The sequence below is a fragment of the Catellatospora paridis genome (assembly GCF_009720365.1).
Lineage (GTDB): Bacteria > Actinomycetota > Actinomycetes > Mycobacteriales > Micromonosporaceae > Catellatospora > Catellatospora paridis.
This window is the reverse complement of the sequence record NZ_ML769312.1, coordinates 36,455-52,488: the sequence shown is the minus strand read 5'-3', so window position 1 is coordinate 52,488 and position 16,034 is coordinate 36,455. Positions and strand designations below refer to the sequence as shown.

Below are 16,034 nucleotides of genomic sequence, written 5' to 3'. Positions count from 1 at the left end.
CGCGGCACGGTCGTACGGCGGGCATCGTCAGCTGTCCTCGACCGAGCCGAACGAGCGGCCGGACCGGCGGATGTGCTCGCCCATGTTCTTGAGCAGGGTCGCGAGGTTCGCCGACCCCTCGACGACCTCGTCGCGGCCCGTGCCGTACTCGGCCACGAACTTGCGGGCGAACTCGTCGTCGCGGCCCCAGGGCTGACCGAGCGCGTTCATGCCGCTCACCAGCTTCTCCCGGGCGCCGGCGACCTCGTCACCGACGGCGACCAGGCGTGCCGACACGCCGCTGATCACCCCGCCGTCGACCTTCAGCTGCCGCGCCATTGCGGCCGTCCTCTCCTGTGGCAGGTCAGGCCGTACGGCCCGGCAGGTTGAATCCCGAGATGTCGAGCTGCTCGGGCAGCACCCGGTCCCAGTCGATGCGGCCGGCCATCATGTCGCGCACGCTCATCCCGGCGATCCCGGTGCCCGGCAGGGCGCCCACCATCTGCTGCAGGGCGCTCTCGCGGGCGCGGCCGACGGTCTCCACGAGGATCCGGGACAGTTCGGCGGGCGCCATCTTGCGGTAGTCCTGCGAGTTGAACGTCAGCGAGCGCAGCTCGCCCTGACCGCCGACCGTCGCCGTGACCAGCCCTTGCGGGGAGGTGACGGTGGCCGAGACCTCGGCGACCCGTTGCGTCGACTCGACTGCCGCGGCGCGGTGCCGGGCGTAGTCGGCCGCGATCTGCTCAAGGGTGCGGTCCTGGTCCATAGTCGTCTCCTCGCCGGATCATCGTCCGTGTTGCTGGGTACCCCCGGTGGTGCTCTGGCCGGGGCGTGGTCGGGTGGGCGTGTACAGCGGGACGTCGGTGGTGCCGGTGCCCTGCGTGCCGTCTTCGGTCTGGGCCGGGTCGCCGCCGCGGATGACTCCGGGCGCAACGTCGCCGGCGACGTTCCAGATGTCGCGGTCCTCCTGCAGCCACGTGGTGCGTTCGCGTTCCTTCTTGTCGTCCTTGCCGGCGCCTGCGCCCATGCCGCCCATCGGGGGCATGAACGGCGCACCGCTGCCCGACCGGGAGCCGACCGGCGCGTGCAGGCCGTCGGTGACCAGGCCACCGCGGCTCAGCCCACCCGCTCCGCCGACTCCGGCTGCACCGGCCGTGCCGGGTGGGGCGGTGCCGGCGTGGGGGAACGCCGACCGGACCGGTGGTGCGGACGAACCGGGCGGAGCGCCGCCGGGGCCTGCGCCGGAACCCGGACCGGAGCCCGGCAGGCCGGGCGGTCGGACTCCACCCGAACCCGGCTTGCCGGGACCGGAACCCAGTGGCGGAGCACCGGGCAGGATCGGCGGACGCACGACGGGACCGCCGGGACCGGAACCCGGACCGCCGCCCAGTGGCGGTGGCGAGCCTCCGCCGATCGGTGGTGGCGAACCTCCCCCGAGCGGTGGTGGCGAGCCTCCGCCGAGCGGTGGCGGTGAACCTCCGCCCAGCGGCGGCGCCGAACCTCCCCCGAGCGGTGGCGGCGAACCTCCCCCGAGCGGTGGCGGTGAACCTCCGCCCAGCGGCGGCGGCGATCCGCCTCCGCCGGGTGGGGGCGCGCCGCCGCCCGGTGGGGGCGGGCCGCCCCCGGTCGTCGGTGGTGGTGGACCGTCCCCTCCCGGGGGAGGCGCACCGCCGCCGGGCGGCGGTGGGCCTCCCCCGCCGGGGGGCGGTGGCGGGTCGTCGGTCGGCGGGATCGGCGCGGGCAGTGCGGTGATCGGCTTGAGCTGCCCGAGGCCGACCTCGACGTCGTGGTAGACGTTGGCCAGCGTGTCGAGCAGTTCGCGGGCCTTGCGGCTGATGTCCTGGTCGATGTCGGGATAGGACGACGGCGTGTAGATCGTGTCGCCCGCGCTGTTGACAAACCACGGCCGATGCGGTTCGGGTATCGACCAGTGCCCGATGTAACTGGGCGGCGTGACGATCCAGGTGGCCGTCTGCCGCCAGCGCTCGTACAGCTCGTTGTAGCGGTCGTGGGTGCGCTGGGCGCTCTCGTGGTTGAGCGCGATCATGTCGTTGATCGCCTTGTTCAGGCCGATGCCGGCCCGGTTGAGTTCCTGGATCCAGTTCTCGCCGCCGTTGATCAGCCGCTGGTTCTGGGTGATCATGCGGCGGATGCTGCCGATGATCGCGTCGAACGCGCGCGAGGCGTCGCCGGTCCAGGCGCCGTCGGCGATCAGCTTCTTGCGCTGCTGCATGACGGACATGTACACGGAGTTCAGCGCCAGGCCCGCGTTGACGACCTTCTGTCCCATGTCGAAGAGGTGCTGCGGATTGGTCGCACCCTTGTCGTTGACGTGCGTGTAGCCGTCGCGGCTGACGTCACCGACCAGCAGGGCCTGGACCTTGCGCCAATCCCAGTCGCTCCACTCCGGCATGGTCGGCGCCTAACTCACGATCGAGTTGATGTCGTCGAGCACGAACGGGTCGTTGCTCTCGTCGGAGTCCTTGAGCAGCGTGGCCGCGCTGACCAGGACGCCGTCGCAGTCGACGAACACGTTGCTCAGCGTGGCGAGCACCGTCTCCCAGTCCTTGGCGCCCGTCTCGATGACGGTCTTGAGGTTCTTGCCCGGCTCGAAGTCGCCGATGGACAGCACGACCGGGTAGAAGTCGCGCTGGGGGCCGTCCAGGGTCGCCGGCAGGCCCCGGAACGCCGCCGCGGCGGCGTTCATGGCCGCCGGGTCGACCTTCAGCTCTTTGCCCATGGCCTGATCCCTCCCGTCGCGGGCCGTGTCAGATCTTCGAGGCCCGGTTGTCGGCGTCCTGGTAGCTCTCGACCTTCTGCAGCAGGCGCTTGATGCTGGCCTCCATGTCGCTGTGCATGACGGTGGCCTGGCTCTTCCAGGTCGCCGCGACACTGACGTAGGTGCCCTCGCTCTGCGCGCTCCAGTTGGCGAAGTTGTTGCGGGCCGTCGACTCCATGCGGTCGACGATGCCGTTGAGGCGGGTGTTCTCGGCGCGAAGCCGGTCGGCCGCTTGCAGTACGGCCTCGTAGGTGATGCCGAAAGCCATGATTGTCTCCTTGGGACGGTGGTGTCGGGTCGGACGGCGGCGTCAGCTGTTCTGCGCCTCGACGTCCTCCATGATCACGATCATCTGCTGGAACCAGTTGGTCAGCTGCGTCATGGGCTGGGCGACCATCCGCTGGTAGTCGGCCAGCCAGTTGTCGATCTCGGCGTTGTACGCGGTGCGGGCCTGGCCGTACCAGCTGTTGCCGATGCCGCGCACGCCGCCGTCGACCGCGTTGCGCACCTGCTCGGCCTCCTGCTCGAGCTCGCGGAACTGCTGCAGTGCGGCGCGCAGCTCCGCGACGGGGATGTCAAGGGTGTTGGCCATGTCCACTCACCTTCCAGGTTCGACAGCGACCGATCGCGCTGACCGTAACGGCGTGGTAACCGCTCTCACAGACCCAATCCGGGGATAGGTCCCCGGGCCCAGTACCTGGCCCGACGCGTCGTGCGCTAGCCGGCCGCAGCCGCCACGGGGTCGAGCACCGGCCCCGACGGCACCAGTGCCAGCAGCGTCGCGGGCACGTCCACCGCGACGACGCCCCCGTAGCCGAGCGCCGGGACCGCCGCATCGGACAGCGGGTAGCGCACGCCGACGTCGGTGATCAGCCAGCGGGCGCTGCCCGGACGGCCCGGCGCGGTCTCCGGCCGCACCAGCACCCCCGCTCCGGCGGCGACCGCGACCAGGGTCGCCGAGCGCTGGTCCACCGCACCCGGCGGCGGCGTGGCGGCCCGCAGGTGCCCGACCCGCGCGGTCACCAGGGCCAGGCTCGCGTCGGCGCCGAAGGTGGCCCGCGCGCACGGCACCTGGTCGCCCAGTTCGTTGGGGTCCAGCAGCAGCGGGGGCCGGGCCGGCAGGCCGCCGTCGCCGATCGGCCGGGCGGCGACCGGGGCCGACACCACGCCTGCGGAGCTGACCGGCACCGCCCGGGGGCTGCCGTCGTAGGCGGCGCGGCTGCGCGGGTCGGCGAGGATCAGTTCGGCCATCGTCGGGGTCAGTGAGGCCAGGCCGTCGGCGAGCACCAGCCGGAAGCCGGCGCTGTCGTCGTCGGCGCCGGACACGCGCAGCACCTGCCCGATCCGGGTGGGCTTGCCGTCCACGGGCGGTCCTGCCGCGCCGACGTCGGCGACGGGTGGCGGGGCCAGGTCCGGCCCGGCGGGGAAACCGTTGAGCCAGGTGTCGGCCACCGGTGTCGGTCGCACACCGTCGAGTGCCAGGGCGACCGAGGCGGCCGGGTCGGCCACCCGCATGCGGCGGTTTCCCCAGATGAGATAGCGGGTGCCGTCGGGGATCGCGACCAGCATCGCGCGATCGACCGGGGTGGCGGCGACGTCGGCGGGGGCGCCGATGGCCAGCAGCACCGTCGGCCGGGACTGGCCGGTGACCTCGGGCGCGCTGGTGGCGCAGACCAGCCACGGGTCGCGGCTGAGCCGGGCGGTGGCGGGCAGTGAGTCGGGTGCTCCGGTGATGCCCACGGGCAGGCCGTGCGGCACGCCTTCCAGCGACTTGACCGACACCGAGCGCACGACGGAGTCCGGTCCGGTCAGCAGCAGTGCGGAGGCGCGGTTGCGGACGGGGCGCAGCACGCCGGCGGTGCTGTCGTAGACGTAGGCGGTGCCGGTCTCCTTCTCGACGACGATGGTGCCGGGTTCGCGCCAGGAGGTGCTGCCGCCGGGGAAGAAGAAGCCGTACGCCCCGCAGCCGGCCACGATGAGCGCGCCGATGATCAGCCCGGCGAACGCCCCGACGCTGAACCGGCGGGTCGGGGTCTCCAGCGCGTCGGGCTCGCCGGTCAGCAGGGCCGAGCGCAGCCGCCCGACGACGAAGTTGTGGGCCTGGAGCTGGTCGCGTTTGGTCTGCACGGTCAGCCGGCCAGGCCCCGGACGTAGCCGTACACCCCGAGCACCGCCAGCAGCAGCGGGATCAGCGCGACGGCGAGGGTGGTCTCGAACAGCTCGGCGGCTCGTCCCCAGTACGGTCGCGGCCGGCGGCTCTCCGGGGTGCGCACGGCGGCCAGCAGGCCGAGTCCGAGCACGAGCGCGGTCGCGGGCAGGCCGTACAGCTGGAACGCCGGCCCGGTCAGCCGCAGGGCCAGCAGCAGCAGGCCCCATCCGGCGGCGGCGGTCAGCGCCCAGCGGGCCCAGGCCCCGGTGAGGATGCGGGTGCGCAGCAGGAGCAGCACGCACACCGCCCCGGCCAGGGTCGGCGGCGACCAGCCGGCCCGGTCGGCGAGCAGCCACAGCCCGGCGGCGGCGACCAGCGCGATGGCGATGTGCCCGGCGGTCACGTAGCGGTCGACGACGACCGTGCGCTCGTGCAGGGTCGCGTCGGGCACCGGTTCCACGTCGCGGGTGATGTCGTCGGGGGTGGTGGGCAGGTCGGGCAGCCGCAGCCCGCCCAGCCGGAAGGCCAGCGAGGGCAGCTGCGGGCTGATCAGCAGCGCGAGCACGGTGACCACGGCCGCGGCGGCCACGGGCGTCAGCAGGCCGCTGGCGGCCAGCAGCGCGCCTGCGGTCACCGCCGCGCTGGTGGCCACCACGACGAACACCATGGGGCGCAGGTCGCCGACGGCCACGGCGACGGCGACGCTCACCGCGGCGGCCATGGCGACGGCGGCGGCCAGGCGGGCGGCGAACTGGGGTGGCGCTTGCCCGGCCGCCGTTGCGGCGCCGGTCAGGGCGGGTGCCAGCAGGCCTGCCGCCGCGGCGTAGAGGACGGCGCTGCCGCCCAGCACGAGCGCGGCGGGCCGGTCGGCCAGCGCGCGGGCGGCCAGGGCGGCGGCCAGCAGCAGTACGGCGGACATGCCTGCGGCGGCGAGCGCGTGCGCCCAGCCGGCCCCCGGTGACAGCGGCGCGGCCAGTCCCGCGGCCAGGGCGGCGGCGGCCGCCACGCGCAGGGTGGTCCGGGCGCGTTCGGTGGTCCACCGGCCGGGGCGCTGTCGGACGCCCGCGGCCACGCCTTCGATGAGGTCGTCGTGGGCGTAGGTCGGGGTGGGGTTGTCGCGGGCGTTGAGGTAGACGACGTCGCCGTCGCGCAGCCCGAGGGCGGCCGCGGTCTGCTCCTCGTCGAGGGGATTGCCGCCGAGTTTCTGCAGTACGGCGCCCCGGCCGGCCATCTCCCGGGCGGTCTCCTCGCCGAGCAGGTCCACGATGGCCGGGGTCACGTCCGCGAGCGTCAGCGTGGCGGGCACGGCCAGGTCGATGCTGCCGTGGGGCCCGATGATCGTGAGCCGGCAACGCTCTGCGGAGGTGCTGACGTTCACATTCACTCTCCCCTGCCACGGCGTGGCGACGAGAGCAGGTTAGCGGCGGCCACCGGGCCGAACATGGGCCTGCGGACCCAAGCCGCCTGCCGCCGCGGCACGCAGAATGAACGCGTTCTGCCGCCCGCCCCCTGGGAGAGTCCCATGACCACGGTGATCTTCCGCCGGCCCGTGCGCCAGCCGGGCCCCCCACTCCCCCGGGGCGAGATGATCCTGCAGGAGCCGCCCACGCTGCCGGAGCTGAGCGGCGTCGACATGTCGTCGATGCTGACGTACCTGCCGATGGCGCTGGGCACCGGCGCGATGGCGCTGATCTTCATTCAGCCGGGCTCGTCGTCGCTGACCTATGTGGCCGGCGGCCTGATGGGTGTGTCGGGTCTGGGCATGCTGGTCAGCCAGCTGGGTCGCGGGGGCGGCGAGCGCAAGCAGCGGCTGCGCGGCGAGCGCCGTGACTACCTGCGTTACCTGGGGCAGATGCGCCGGCAGGTGCGGCAGCTGTCGGAGAAGCAGGCGGCGGCGCTGTTCTGGAACCATCCGGATCCCGAGGTGCTGTGGTCGCTGGCGGGCAACCGGCGGATGTGGGAGCGCCGTCCGACCGGTGGCGACTTCGCCGAGATCCGGCTCGGGTTGGGCAGCCAGCGGCTGACCGTGACGCTGACCCCGCCGCAGACCAAGCCGGTGGAGGATCTGGAGCCGCTGTCGGCGCGGGCGCTGCGCCGGTTCCTGCAGGCGCACTGGACCGTGCCCGGCACGCCGATCGCCGTGCAGTTGCGTGGTTTCGCGCGAGTGCTGGTGCAGTCCACCGACGAGCCCGCGGCGCCGCAGGAGGAGCGGCCCGCGGCGCCGCGGCCGCCGTCCGGTGAACCCGGGCTGGACCTGGTGCGGGCGATGCTGGGTCAGCTGGTGACCTTCCACAGCCCCGACGATCTGCGCATCGTGGTGTGCGCGCCGGCCGAGCGCCACGGGCGCTGGGACTGGGTGAAGTGGCTGCCGCACGCGCAGCACCCCGGGCAGAGCGACGGTGCGGGCGCGGCGCGGCAGGTGGCGGAGTCGTTCGCCGACCTGGAGCGGCTGCTCGGGCCGACCTTCGCCGACCGGCCGCGGTTCGACGACCCGGCGCTGCCGAGCCGGGAGGAGCCGTACACGGTGATCGTCGTCGACGGGGTGCCGATCCCGCCGACGTCGCGGTTCGCGATGAGCAGCGTGCGCAACTGCACGATGATCGACCTCGGCGACTCGCTGCGCTGGGCGGTCGATCCGGTCACGCTGCGGCTGCTGGTGCGGCCCGACGTGATCGAGATGATCGGCGCCGACCCGCAGGGCCGCGACAGCGCGACCGCGCTGAGCACCCCGGACCGCCTGGGCCCGGACCACGCCCGGGTGCTGAGCCGCAGGCTGTCGCCGTACCGGCTGGGCTCCTCGGCGGAGACGGTCGACTCGCTGACCGTCGACCTGGACCTGACCGTGCTGCTGGGGCTCGGCGACGCCGAGACGTTCGACCCGGCGGCGGCGCGCACCGGCCGCTCGCGCTGGGACCACATGCGGGTGCCGATCGGGATCTCCGCCAACGGGACCCCGGTGGAGCTGGACCTCAAGGAGGCCGCGCAGGGCGGCATGGGCCCGCACGGAATGATCATCGGGGCCACCGGTTCGGGCAAGAGCGAGCTGCTGCGCACCCTCGTGCTGGCGCTGGCGGTGACGCACAGTTCCGAGGTGCTCAACGTGATCCTGGTCGACTTCAAGGGCGGGGCCACGTTCCTGGGGCTGGAGACGCTGCCGCACACCTCGGCGCTGATCACCAACCTGGCCGACGAGCTGCCGCTGGTCGACCGGATGCAGGAGGCGCTGCAGGGCGAGCTGGTGCGGCGCCAGGAGCTGCTGCGCCAGGCCGGGCACAGTTCACTGCGCGACTACGAGAAGGCCCGCGCGGGCGGAGCGCCGCTGGCGCCGCTGCCCACGCTGCTGGTGGTGGTGGACGAGTTCAGCGAGCTGCTGGCGACCAAACGCGAGTTCCTGGACACCTTCGTCATGATCGGGCGGCTGGGCCGCAGCCTCGGCGTGCACCTGCTGCTCGCCTCGCAGCGCCTGGACGAGGGCCGCATTCACCAGCTGGAGTCGCACCTGTCCTACCGCATCGGCCTGCGCACGTTCTCGGCCGGGGAGAGCCGCAGCGTGATCGGGGTGCCCGACGCGTACACCCTGCCGACCGCGCCGGGCAACGGCTACCTGCGCATCGACACCAACACCCTGGTCCGGTTCAAGGCCGCGTACGTGTCGGCGCCGCTGAAGCGGGCCGAGCGGCAGCAGCGCCAGGAACGGGCCCGGCTGGATCTGACCAGGTACGTGGTCGGGCATGTGCCGATGCCGGAGCACGCCGCCGCACCGGCGGCCCCGGTCGAGGCCGCCGACGGCGAGGACGCGCAGGCGAGCGGGCCGCGTCTGCTCGACGTGATCGCGGGTCGGCTGCTCGGGCACGGCCCGCAGGCGCACCAGGTGTGGCTGCCGCCGCTGCAGGAGCCGCCGACGCTGGACCAGCTGCTTCCCCCGGTACGGATCACCGCGGAGCGGGGCCTGGGTGTCGTCCCGGAGCAGGGCCTCGACGAGCAGCAGCGCGGTGCCGCGGGCCGGCTGCGGGTGCCGGTCGGTGTCGTCGACCGGCCGTCGGAGCAGCGCCGGGACCTGCTCATCGCCGACCTGACCGGGGCCGGTGGCCATGTCGGTGTGGGCGGCGCGCCGCAGAGCGGCAAGAGCACCCTGATCCGGACGCTGATCACCGGGTTGGCCCTCACCCACACGCCGGCCGAGGTGCAGTTCTACTGCCTCGACTTCGGTGGTGGCAGCCTGGCCGGACTGGCCGGGCTGCCGCACGTCGGCGGTGTCGTCGGCCGGCTGGACCGGGAGCGGGTCACCCGCACCATCGCCGAGGTCACCGACCTGCTGCTGCGCCGCGAGCAGCGTTTCTCCGCCCTGGGCCTGGACAGCATCACCGAGTACCGGCAGCGCCGTGAGCAGGGCACGCTGCCGGTGGGGGCCGACGACGGCTACGGCGACGTGTTCCTGGTCGTGGACGGCTGGTCGACGCTGCACCAGGACTTCGACACGCTGGAGGCGTCGTTCTCGGACCTGGCCACGCGGGGGCTCAACTACGGCATCCACCTGATCGTCACCGCCTCGCGCTGGTCGGAGATCCGGCCGTGGCTGCGGGACCTGCTCGGCACCCGGTTCGAGCTGCACCTGGGCGACCCGGTCGACTCCGAGATCGGGATGCGCCAGGCGGCCAACGTGCCGGCCATCCCCGGCCGCGGCCTGACGCGCGACGCCCTGCACTTCCTGGCGGCGCTGCCCCGCATCGACGGGATGGCGCGTACGGGCGACCTGAACGAGACCGCCCGCGAGCTGGCCGAGCACAGTGCGCGGGCCTGGCCGGGTCCGCGGGCGCCGAAGGTGCGCCTGCTGCCGACGCTGCTGCCGGCCGCCGAGCTGCCCGCACCCGACGCACCCCGGCGGGTGGCGCTGGGGCTGGACGAGGCGCAGCTCGACACGGTCTGGCACGACTTCGACCAGCAGCCCCACCTGATGATCTTCGGGGAGTCCGAGTCGGGCAAGACGAACCTGCTGCGGCTGATCGCCCGTAGCATCGTGCGCAACAACTCGGCGGACCAGGCGCGCATCCTGCTGGCCGACACCCGCCGCCACCTCTACGACGCGGTGCCGCCCGACATCCAGGTCGGCTACGCGGTCTCCACCGCGGCGCTGACCGATCTGGTCAAGCAGGCCGTGGAGGCGGTCACCCCGCGCCTGCCCGGACCCGACATCACGCCGGACCGGCTGGCCCGCCGGGACTGGTGGGCCGGCCCGCACCTGTTCGTGCTGATCGACGACTACGACCTGCTCGCCGGCGGCTACAGCAGCCCGCTGGAGCCGCTGCTGGAGGCGCTGCCCCAGGGCTCCGAGGTCGGTCTGCACCTGGTGCTGGCCCGCACGACCTCGGGAGCGTCGCGGGCGATGATGTCCGATCCGGCGCTGCGGCGGCTGTGGGACCTGGGCACCAGTGCCCTGCTGTTCTCCTACGACAAGTCCGAGGGCGTGTTCCTGGGCGAGGCCAAGCCGCTGCGGCTGCCGCCCGGCCGGGCGCAGCTGGTCAGCCGGCGACTCGCCCCGACGCTGATCCACACCGCGCTGCAGCCGGCCGGGTCGGACTGACCCATGGCAGACGTCGACGGGATGGGCTCAGCGCGTACGGGCGCGCCTGCGGCGGATCCGCGGCACGGCCAGCGCCACGGCCGCCATCAGCACGGTCAGGCCGCCCGCCGCGGCGGCGACGGCCACCGCGACGCGGAAGGCGCGGTCGTCGACCGGCTGTGGGCGGGCGATGTCGGCGGGCGGGACCGGCACGCTCGGCACGGCCGCGCCGCGCTCGGCGGGCAGCACCGCGGTGACGGCGGCGTACAGGTCGAGCGCTCCGTAGCCGAGCTGCGGGTCGGGTACCTGCCGGGGCACCCGGTCGCCGGTCGCCAGCAGCCGCTGCTTGACCTGCGCGGCGGTCAGCTTCGGGTGGTGTGCCCGCACCAGCGCGGCGGCCCCGGCGACGTATGCCGCCGCGTAGGCGTTGCCGCCGGCGACCACGTGCCCGGAGCCGCGGGGGCCGAGGCTGAGCACCCCGGCACCGGGCGCCATCAGGTCGACCGGGGCCGCGGTGCCCGACACCAGGCCGCCGTCGGGGTCGAAGCCGCCGACCGACAGGATCCGCTCGCTGACCCACGGGTCCACCGGCACCTCTCGCTCGGTGGATCCCCAGGAGGCGGCGACGACCAGGGCGTCCCGGGCCTGGGCCTCCTCGATCGCGGCGCGCAGCTGCGTCCCGGCCCGCACCATGGGCGTGCCGACCACGATCACTCGCGCGCCGCGCTGCGCGGCCGTACGGATCGCCGTGGCCAGCGCCGTTTCCGGCGGCGGCTGGTCGTCGTCGGCGGCGACCCGCAGCGGCAGTATCCGTGCCTGTGGGGCGAGCCCGGCGAAGCCGACCTCCGGCTCGTTGCCCGCGGCCACGATGCCCGCGACGAACGTGCCGTGGCCCAGGCAGTCGTCGTCGGCGCGGCCACCGGCGAGCACGTCCAGCCCGGGTTCGACCCTTCCGCGCAGCTGGCGCACCTGCGCGTCGACGCCGGAGTCCAGGACCGCCACGGTGATGCCCGCGCCCTGGGTCAGCGGCCAGATCCGCTGCGGGCGCAGCCACTGCTGGGCCCAGGGCAGGTCCGGGACGACGGTGCGGGCCGGCGGGGCGCAGTCAGCTGCCGCCGCGGCCGCCGGCACCGGCGTCACGGCGAAGGCCAGCACCGCCGCCAGGCCCAGCCAGCCCGGCCGTGTCACGCGTCGCATCCGTACTCCCTGTCGAAGCTGCTGCTCGGGCTGCCGACGGCAAGCGTCGGCTGGCGGCACTGTACGAACCGCAGGCGGTCCGGGCATGGGCCCGCAGACCCGGCCTGGGCCCGACTCGGGCGCTTGTCCTCCCCGTATGGAAAGGTCCCCCGGTGAACCACCGCGTCCTCACCGTCTCCGCCACCGCCCCGGACTCCTACCGCACCATCAGCGCGGCGCTGCAGGCGGTCCGGCCCGGCTGGATCGTCAGCGTCCTGCCCGGCACCTATGCCGAGTCGCTGAACCTGCACGTGCCCTGCACCATCACCAGCGAGGAGGGGCCGGGCACGGTCGTCATCGCGGCCCCGGCGGGCAGCGCCGTCGTGATGGAGGCCGAGGAGGCGACCCTGAGCGGGCTGACCCTGGCCTGCTCCGATCTCGACCTGTCCGCGATCGACATCCCGTCCGGGCGGCTGCTGCTGGAGGAGTGCGAGATCCGGGCGCAGGCCGGTGCGGCGATCTACGCGAGGGCGTCGGGCGACCTGACGGTGTCACGCTGCCACATCCGCAACACCGCCGGCGCCGGGATCATCGCCGTCGACCATGCCACGGTGCTGGTCCAGGAGACCACGCTCAGCCAGGTGCGCACCTCGGCCGTGGTGGTGCGGGCGTCGGCGTCGCTGGTGATGCGCGACAGCATCGTGGCCGACGTCGGCGGCAACGCCATCTGCGGCACCGAGCAGTCCCGGCTCACGGTCGAGCGCTGCACCGTGTCCCGCGCGACGGGGCCGGCGATCGCCGTCGAGGGCGACTGCGAGGCCGTGCTGCGGGCCAGCGCCGTGACCGACACCCAGGAGGCGGGCCTGCTGGTGACCGGCCAGGCCCGGCCGCTGGTGGAGGACTGCCGGTTCACCGCCACCGCGGGTGCGGGCATCGTCGTGGACGGCGGTGCCGATCCCCGGGTGACCGGCACGTCGATCGCCTCCGCCGCGACCCACGGCATGGTCGTCACCGGCGGCGCGACCGGCACCTACCTGGACCTGGCCATCGCCGACTGCGGCGCGGGGCTGGCCGTGGTCGGCGGCGCCGACCCGCTGCTGCAGCGGCTGTCGGTGACCGGCAGCCGCGGCCACGGCATCACCGTCTCGGCGGACGGGCGCGGACGGCTGGAGGACTGCACGGTGTCCGGTTCGCTGGGCGCCGCGCTGTACACCGCCGACGGCGGCACGCCCGTGCTGCGCGGCAGCCGGTTGACCGGCTCCGGCGAGGCCGGTGTGCTCGTCGGCGAGCGGGGTGCCGGCACGCTGCGCGAATGCCAGATTGAGGAGTCCGCCGGGCACGGTGTGCAGATCACGGCCGGTGGCGAGCTGGTGCTGGAGGAGTGCTCGATCTCGGCGAGCCGCGGCGCGGGTGTGCTGGTCGACGACGACGGCGCCGTGTGGATCACCCGCTGCGAGGTCTCGGGCAACACCGCCGACGGTGTACGGGTCGGCCAGGTCCGGTCGTCGTCGATCAAGGGCTGCGCCCTGCACCACAACGGCGGCAGCGGCCTGCACCAGGGCAGCGGCGACGTGGACCTGGCCGTGGCCGATCTGGACAGCCGCGACAACGGGCACCCCGACCACCGGCTCGCCCCCGGCGACCCGGTCGAGACCGCCGACGAACGCCCGGTCCCGGCGGGAGAGTCGCGCCGCGCCGCACCGCCGCCCGCGCTGGAGGGCCTGCTGGCCGAGCTGGACGGCCTGGTCGGGCTGACCGGGGTGAAGCAGGAGGTGAACATGCTCGTCGACCTGCAGCTGCTGGCCGGCCGCCGCGCCGCGGTGGGGCTGCCGCCGCCGCCGATGAGCCGCCACCTGGTCTTCGCCGGTCCGCCCGGCACCGGCAAGACCACCATCGCCCGGCTGTACGGGCAGATCCTGCAGGCGCTGGGCACCCTGCGCAAGGGACACGTGGTCGAGGTGGCCCGCGCCGACCTCGTCGCGCAGATCATCGGCGGCACCGCCATCAAGACCACGGAGAAGTTCGAGTCGGCGCTGGGCGGCCTGCTGTTCATCGACGAGGCGTACGCGTTGACCGACGAGGGCGGCGGCACCGGGCCCTCGTTCGGCCAGGAGGCCATCGACACCCTCGTCAAGCTGATGGAGGACCACCGCGAGGACATCGTGGTCGTCGCGGCCGGCTACTCACCGCAGATGCGCTCGTTCCTGTCGTCCAATCCCGGCCTGGCCTCGCGCTTCACCCGGACCATCGAGTTCGAGAGCTACTCCGACGACGAGCTGGTCACCATCGTCGAGAACTTCTGCAAGCGCCACCGCTACACCCTCGACTACGGCACCGGTCACGCGCTGAAGAACCTGTTCGCGCTCATCCCGCGCGACGGCAACTTCGGCAACGGCCGCACCGCGCGCAAGGTGTTCGAAGACGCCATCGGGCGGCAGGCGCAGCGGCTGTCGCGGGCCGAGGTGGTCTCCGCTCCGGAGCTGACCCGGCTGCGTCCGGAGGACATCGGGCCGCCGCCGACCGGCGGCATCCGCCTGGGCGGCGCCGTCGAGCGCCCCGACCTGGCGCAGCTGCGAGCCAAACTAGCGGCCCTGGTCGGCCTGGAGGAGGTCAAGCGCGAGGTCAACGACACCGTCAACCTCCTGGCGACCTCGCGCAAACGGGCCGAGGCGGGGCTGCCGGTGCCCGCGCTGGGCCGGCACCTGGTCTTCTCCGGCAGGCCCGGCACCGGCAAGACCACCGTCGCGCGCCTGTACGGGCAGGTGCTGACCGCGCTGGGCGTGCTGGCCAGCGGGCAACTGGTCGAGGTCAGCCGGGCCGACCTGGTCGCCGAGTACATCGGCCAGACCGCACAGCGCACCAGGGAGAAGTTCGAGCAGGCCCGGGGCGGGGTGCTGTTCATCGACGAGGCGTACACCCTCGCGCCGACCGAACGTTCCGGCGGAGCCGACTTCGGCCGGGAAGCCGTCGACATGCTGATCAAACTCATGGAGGACCACCGCGACGACGTGGTCGTGATCGCCGCCGGGTACGACGAGGAGATGGCCGCGTTCCTGAAGGCGTATCCCGGGCTCGGCTCGCGGTTCGCCCACACCGTCCACTTCGCCGACTACACGCCGCAGCAGCTGGTCACCATCGTGGAACAGCACTCGGCCGCCTCCGGGTACGAGCTGACGCTGGAGGCGCGGTCGGCGCTTCGCAAGCACTTCACCGCGGTCCCGCGCGAGCACGGGTTCGGCAACGGCCGCTTCGCCCGGCAGGTGCTCGACGCGATGATCGTGCGCCAGTCGGGACGGATCAGCAAGATAGCCGAGCCCACCCGCGAGGACCTCGTCACGCTCCTGCCGCAGGACATCGACAGGCGCTGACCACCTTCGGCTCGGTCATCGGCAGCGGATGCCGGTGAACGGCGGCCAAACCCCTGCCGTCGAAACACCTGCCCGTGGGCATCGTCGCGGTACGCCTGCTCCCGCACCGGGCAGGCGTACCGCTGGGGGCCCTTGTGCATATCGCCTCGTCAGCGGTCCCGATGAGTTCCCAGGCCCACGTTCACCGTGGTGTGACCGGCGCGTCGCTCCGGGTGCCTTTAGGCCTTAGGAGAACCGGCCGAACTGGTTACGTTCGGCTTCGCAGCGGCCCCGTGCGGCGACGACGCCAGAGGTGAACGGCCTCGGCGACGCCGGACGGTGTGCCGGCCGCTGCAGGCGATCCAGGGGGTGCGGGGCATGACGCAGGTGCAGCCGTGTGCTGACGAAGACGCTTTCGCGGTATCCCACCGGCTGCTGCTGGTGGCACAGGTGGTGCGCGACGCCCACGCCGCGCTGCGGTCGGGCCTCGACGCGGCCGACGGCTGCTGGGGCGGTACCGGCGAGCTGGCCACCTGGTCGGCCGAAGCTCATGCCCCAGCGTGCGGCACGGTGCTGGCCGGCACGGACGGCGTCGCGGCGCTGCTGTCCGGCCTCAGCCGGCAGGCCGACGGAATCGCCCTGGCCGCGGCATCGGGCACCGTCCTCGGCAGCCCCGACGCGCTCGTCCCGAGCACGTGAGCCCGGAGCCGGCAGGAGGACGACGATGGCCCGACAGTTGAAGGTCGACCCGGGCGCCGTGGACGGCATCGGGCACCGCCTGCTCATGGCTGGCAGCCAGGTCGACCTCCACCGGCAGGACCTGGAGCGCGGACTGGGCGCGAACGCGAACGCGTGGGGCCGCGACGACGAGTTCGCGCGCAAGTTCGCCGAGCAGTACCGGCCCGGCCACGACGAGGTGCTCGAAGGCACGCGCAACCTCGCCCAACTCCTGACGGACATGGGCCACCATGTGCGGACGACCCGCAGATTCCTCGGCGCGGTCGAGCACGACAACACTTGATCGCGGCCTCACATGATCGCGGC

General features: G+C 73.6%; 13 protein-coding genes. 4 read left to right on the top strand and 9 right to left on the bottom strand.

The genetic code is table 11. From position 1 onward, the window contains the following. Positions 1-27: 27 nt before the first annotated feature. From F9C41_RS00200 to eccD, 8 genes are all read right to left on the bottom strand, one after another. The gene (locus F9C41_RS00200; RefSeq protein WP_155384538.1) at positions 28-318 is read right to left on the bottom strand and encodes a hypothetical protein; all 291 of its coding nucleotides are present in this window, start codon (positions 316-318) and stop codon (positions 28-30) included. A gap of 25 nt (positions 319-343) precedes the next feature. Then, a complete protein-coding gene (locus tag F9C41_RS00195) occupies positions 344-745 on the bottom strand; it encodes a YbaB/EbfC family nucleoid-associated protein (protein ID WP_155384537.1) in 402 nt (133 codons plus the stop codon). Between the two features lie 18 nt (positions 746-763). Next, positions 764-2,392, bottom strand: coding sequence for a hypothetical protein (locus F9C41_RS00190; protein WP_155384536.1), 1,629 nt, complete (start codon positions 2,390-2,392; stop codon positions 764-766). 9 nt (positions 2,393-2,401) lie between these two features. After that, positions 2,402-2,719, bottom strand: a complete 318-nt coding sequence (locus tag F9C41_RS00185; protein WP_120314802.1) for a hypothetical protein — start codon at positions 2,717-2,719, stop codon at positions 2,402-2,404. 28 nt (positions 2,720-2,747) lie between these two features. Continuing rightward, positions 2,748-3,026 (bottom strand): WXG100 family type VII secretion target, encoded by a 279-nt coding sequence (locus F9C41_RS00180; protein ID WP_155384535.1) that lies wholly within the window; start codon positions 3,024-3,026, stop codon positions 2,748-2,750. 42 nt (positions 3,027-3,068) lie between these two features. Then, entirely contained in the window at positions 3,069-3,350 is a 282-nt protein-coding gene (locus F9C41_RS00175; protein WP_147432637.1) for a WXG100 family type VII secretion target, read from the bottom strand. Positions 3,351-3,475: 125 nt separating this feature from the next. Then, positions 3,476-4,885, bottom strand: coding sequence for a type VII secretion protein EccB (gene eccB, locus F9C41_RS00170; protein WP_196279549.1), 1,410 nt, complete (start codon positions 4,883-4,885; stop codon positions 3,476-3,478). A 2-nt stretch (positions 4,886-4,887) separates the two neighbouring features. Then, positions 4,888-6,285 carry a type VII secretion integral membrane protein EccD gene (gene eccD, locus F9C41_RS00165; protein ID WP_196279548.1) on the bottom strand — a complete coding sequence of 466 codons (1,398 nt, stop codon included), beginning with the start codon at positions 6,283-6,285 and terminating at the stop codon, positions 4,888-4,890. 144 nt (positions 6,286-6,429) lie between these two features. Here eccD and eccCa point away from each other — a divergent pair, with 144 nt between their 5' ends. Then, a complete protein-coding gene (gene eccCa, locus F9C41_RS00160; protein WP_155384532.1) occupies positions 6,430-10,488 on the top strand; it encodes a type VII secretion protein EccCa in 4,059 nt (1,352 codons plus the stop codon). A 27-nt stretch (positions 10,489-10,515) separates the two neighbouring features. Here eccCa and F9C41_RS00155 read toward each other — a convergent pair whose 3' ends face one another. Beyond that, positions 10,516-11,664 (bottom strand): S8 family serine peptidase, encoded by a 1,149-nt coding sequence (locus F9C41_RS00155; RefSeq protein ID WP_196279547.1) that lies wholly within the window; start codon positions 11,662-11,664, stop codon positions 10,516-10,518. Between the two features lie 152 nt (positions 11,665-11,816). Here F9C41_RS00155 and F9C41_RS00150 point away from each other — a divergent pair, with 152 nt between their 5' ends. From F9C41_RS00150 to F9C41_RS00140, 3 genes are all read left to right on the top strand, one after another. After that, complete coding sequence (locus tag F9C41_RS00150) at positions 11,817-15,011, top strand: right-handed parallel beta-helix repeat-containing protein (protein WP_155384530.1); 3,195 nt, start codon at positions 11,817-11,819, stop codon at positions 15,009-15,011. 357 nt (positions 15,012-15,368) lie between these two features. Then, positions 15,369-15,689: a hypothetical protein gene (locus tag F9C41_RS00145; protein ID WP_155384529.1), complete on the top strand. Its 321-nt coding sequence runs from the start codon at positions 15,369-15,371 to the stop codon at positions 15,687-15,689. Positions 15,690-15,714: 25 nt separating this feature from the next. Then, complete coding sequence (locus F9C41_RS00140; RefSeq protein WP_155384528.1) at positions 15,715-16,011, top strand: hypothetical protein; 297 nt, start codon at positions 15,715-15,717, stop codon at positions 16,009-16,011. Positions 16,012-16,034 lie beyond the last annotated feature (23 nt).

Bases quoted from the DNA above. Each gene is read 5' to 3' on its own strand.
- F9C41_RS00200 (WP_155384538.1), bottom strand. From the start codon at position 318: ATGGCGCGGCAGCTGAAGGTCGACGGCGGGGTGATCAGCGGCGTGTCG.
- F9C41_RS00195 (WP_155384537.1), bottom strand. From the start codon at position 745: ATGGACCAGGACCGCACCCTTGAGCAGATCGCGGCCGACTACGCCCGG.
- F9C41_RS00190 (WP_155384536.1), bottom strand. From the start codon at position 2,392: ATGCCGGAGTGGAGCGACTGGGATTGGCGCAAGGTCCAGGCCCTGCTG.
- F9C41_RS00185 (WP_120314802.1), bottom strand. From the start codon at position 2,719: ATGGGCAAAGAGCTGAAGGTCGACCCGGCGGCCATGAACGCCGCCGCG.
- F9C41_RS00180 (WP_155384535.1), bottom strand. From the start codon at position 3,026: ATGGCTTTCGGCATCACCTACGAGGCCGTACTGCAAGCGGCCGACCGG.
- F9C41_RS00175 (WP_147432637.1), bottom strand. From the start codon at position 3,350: ATGGCCAACACCCTTGACATCCCCGTCGCGGAGCTGCGCGCCGCACTG.
- eccCa (WP_155384532.1), top strand. From the start codon at position 6,430: ATGACCACGGTGATCTTCCGCCGGCCCGTGCGCCAGCCGGGCCCCCCA.
- F9C41_RS00155 (WP_196279547.1), bottom strand. From the start codon at position 11,664: ATGCGACGCGTGACACGGCCGGGCTGGCTGGGCCTGGCGGCGGTGCTG.
- F9C41_RS00145 (WP_155384529.1), top strand. From the start codon at position 15,369: ATGACGCAGGTGCAGCCGTGTGCTGACGAAGACGCTTTCGCGGTATCC.
- F9C41_RS00140 (WP_155384528.1), top strand. From the start codon at position 15,715: ATGGCCCGACAGTTGAAGGTCGACCCGGGCGCCGTGGACGGCATCGGG.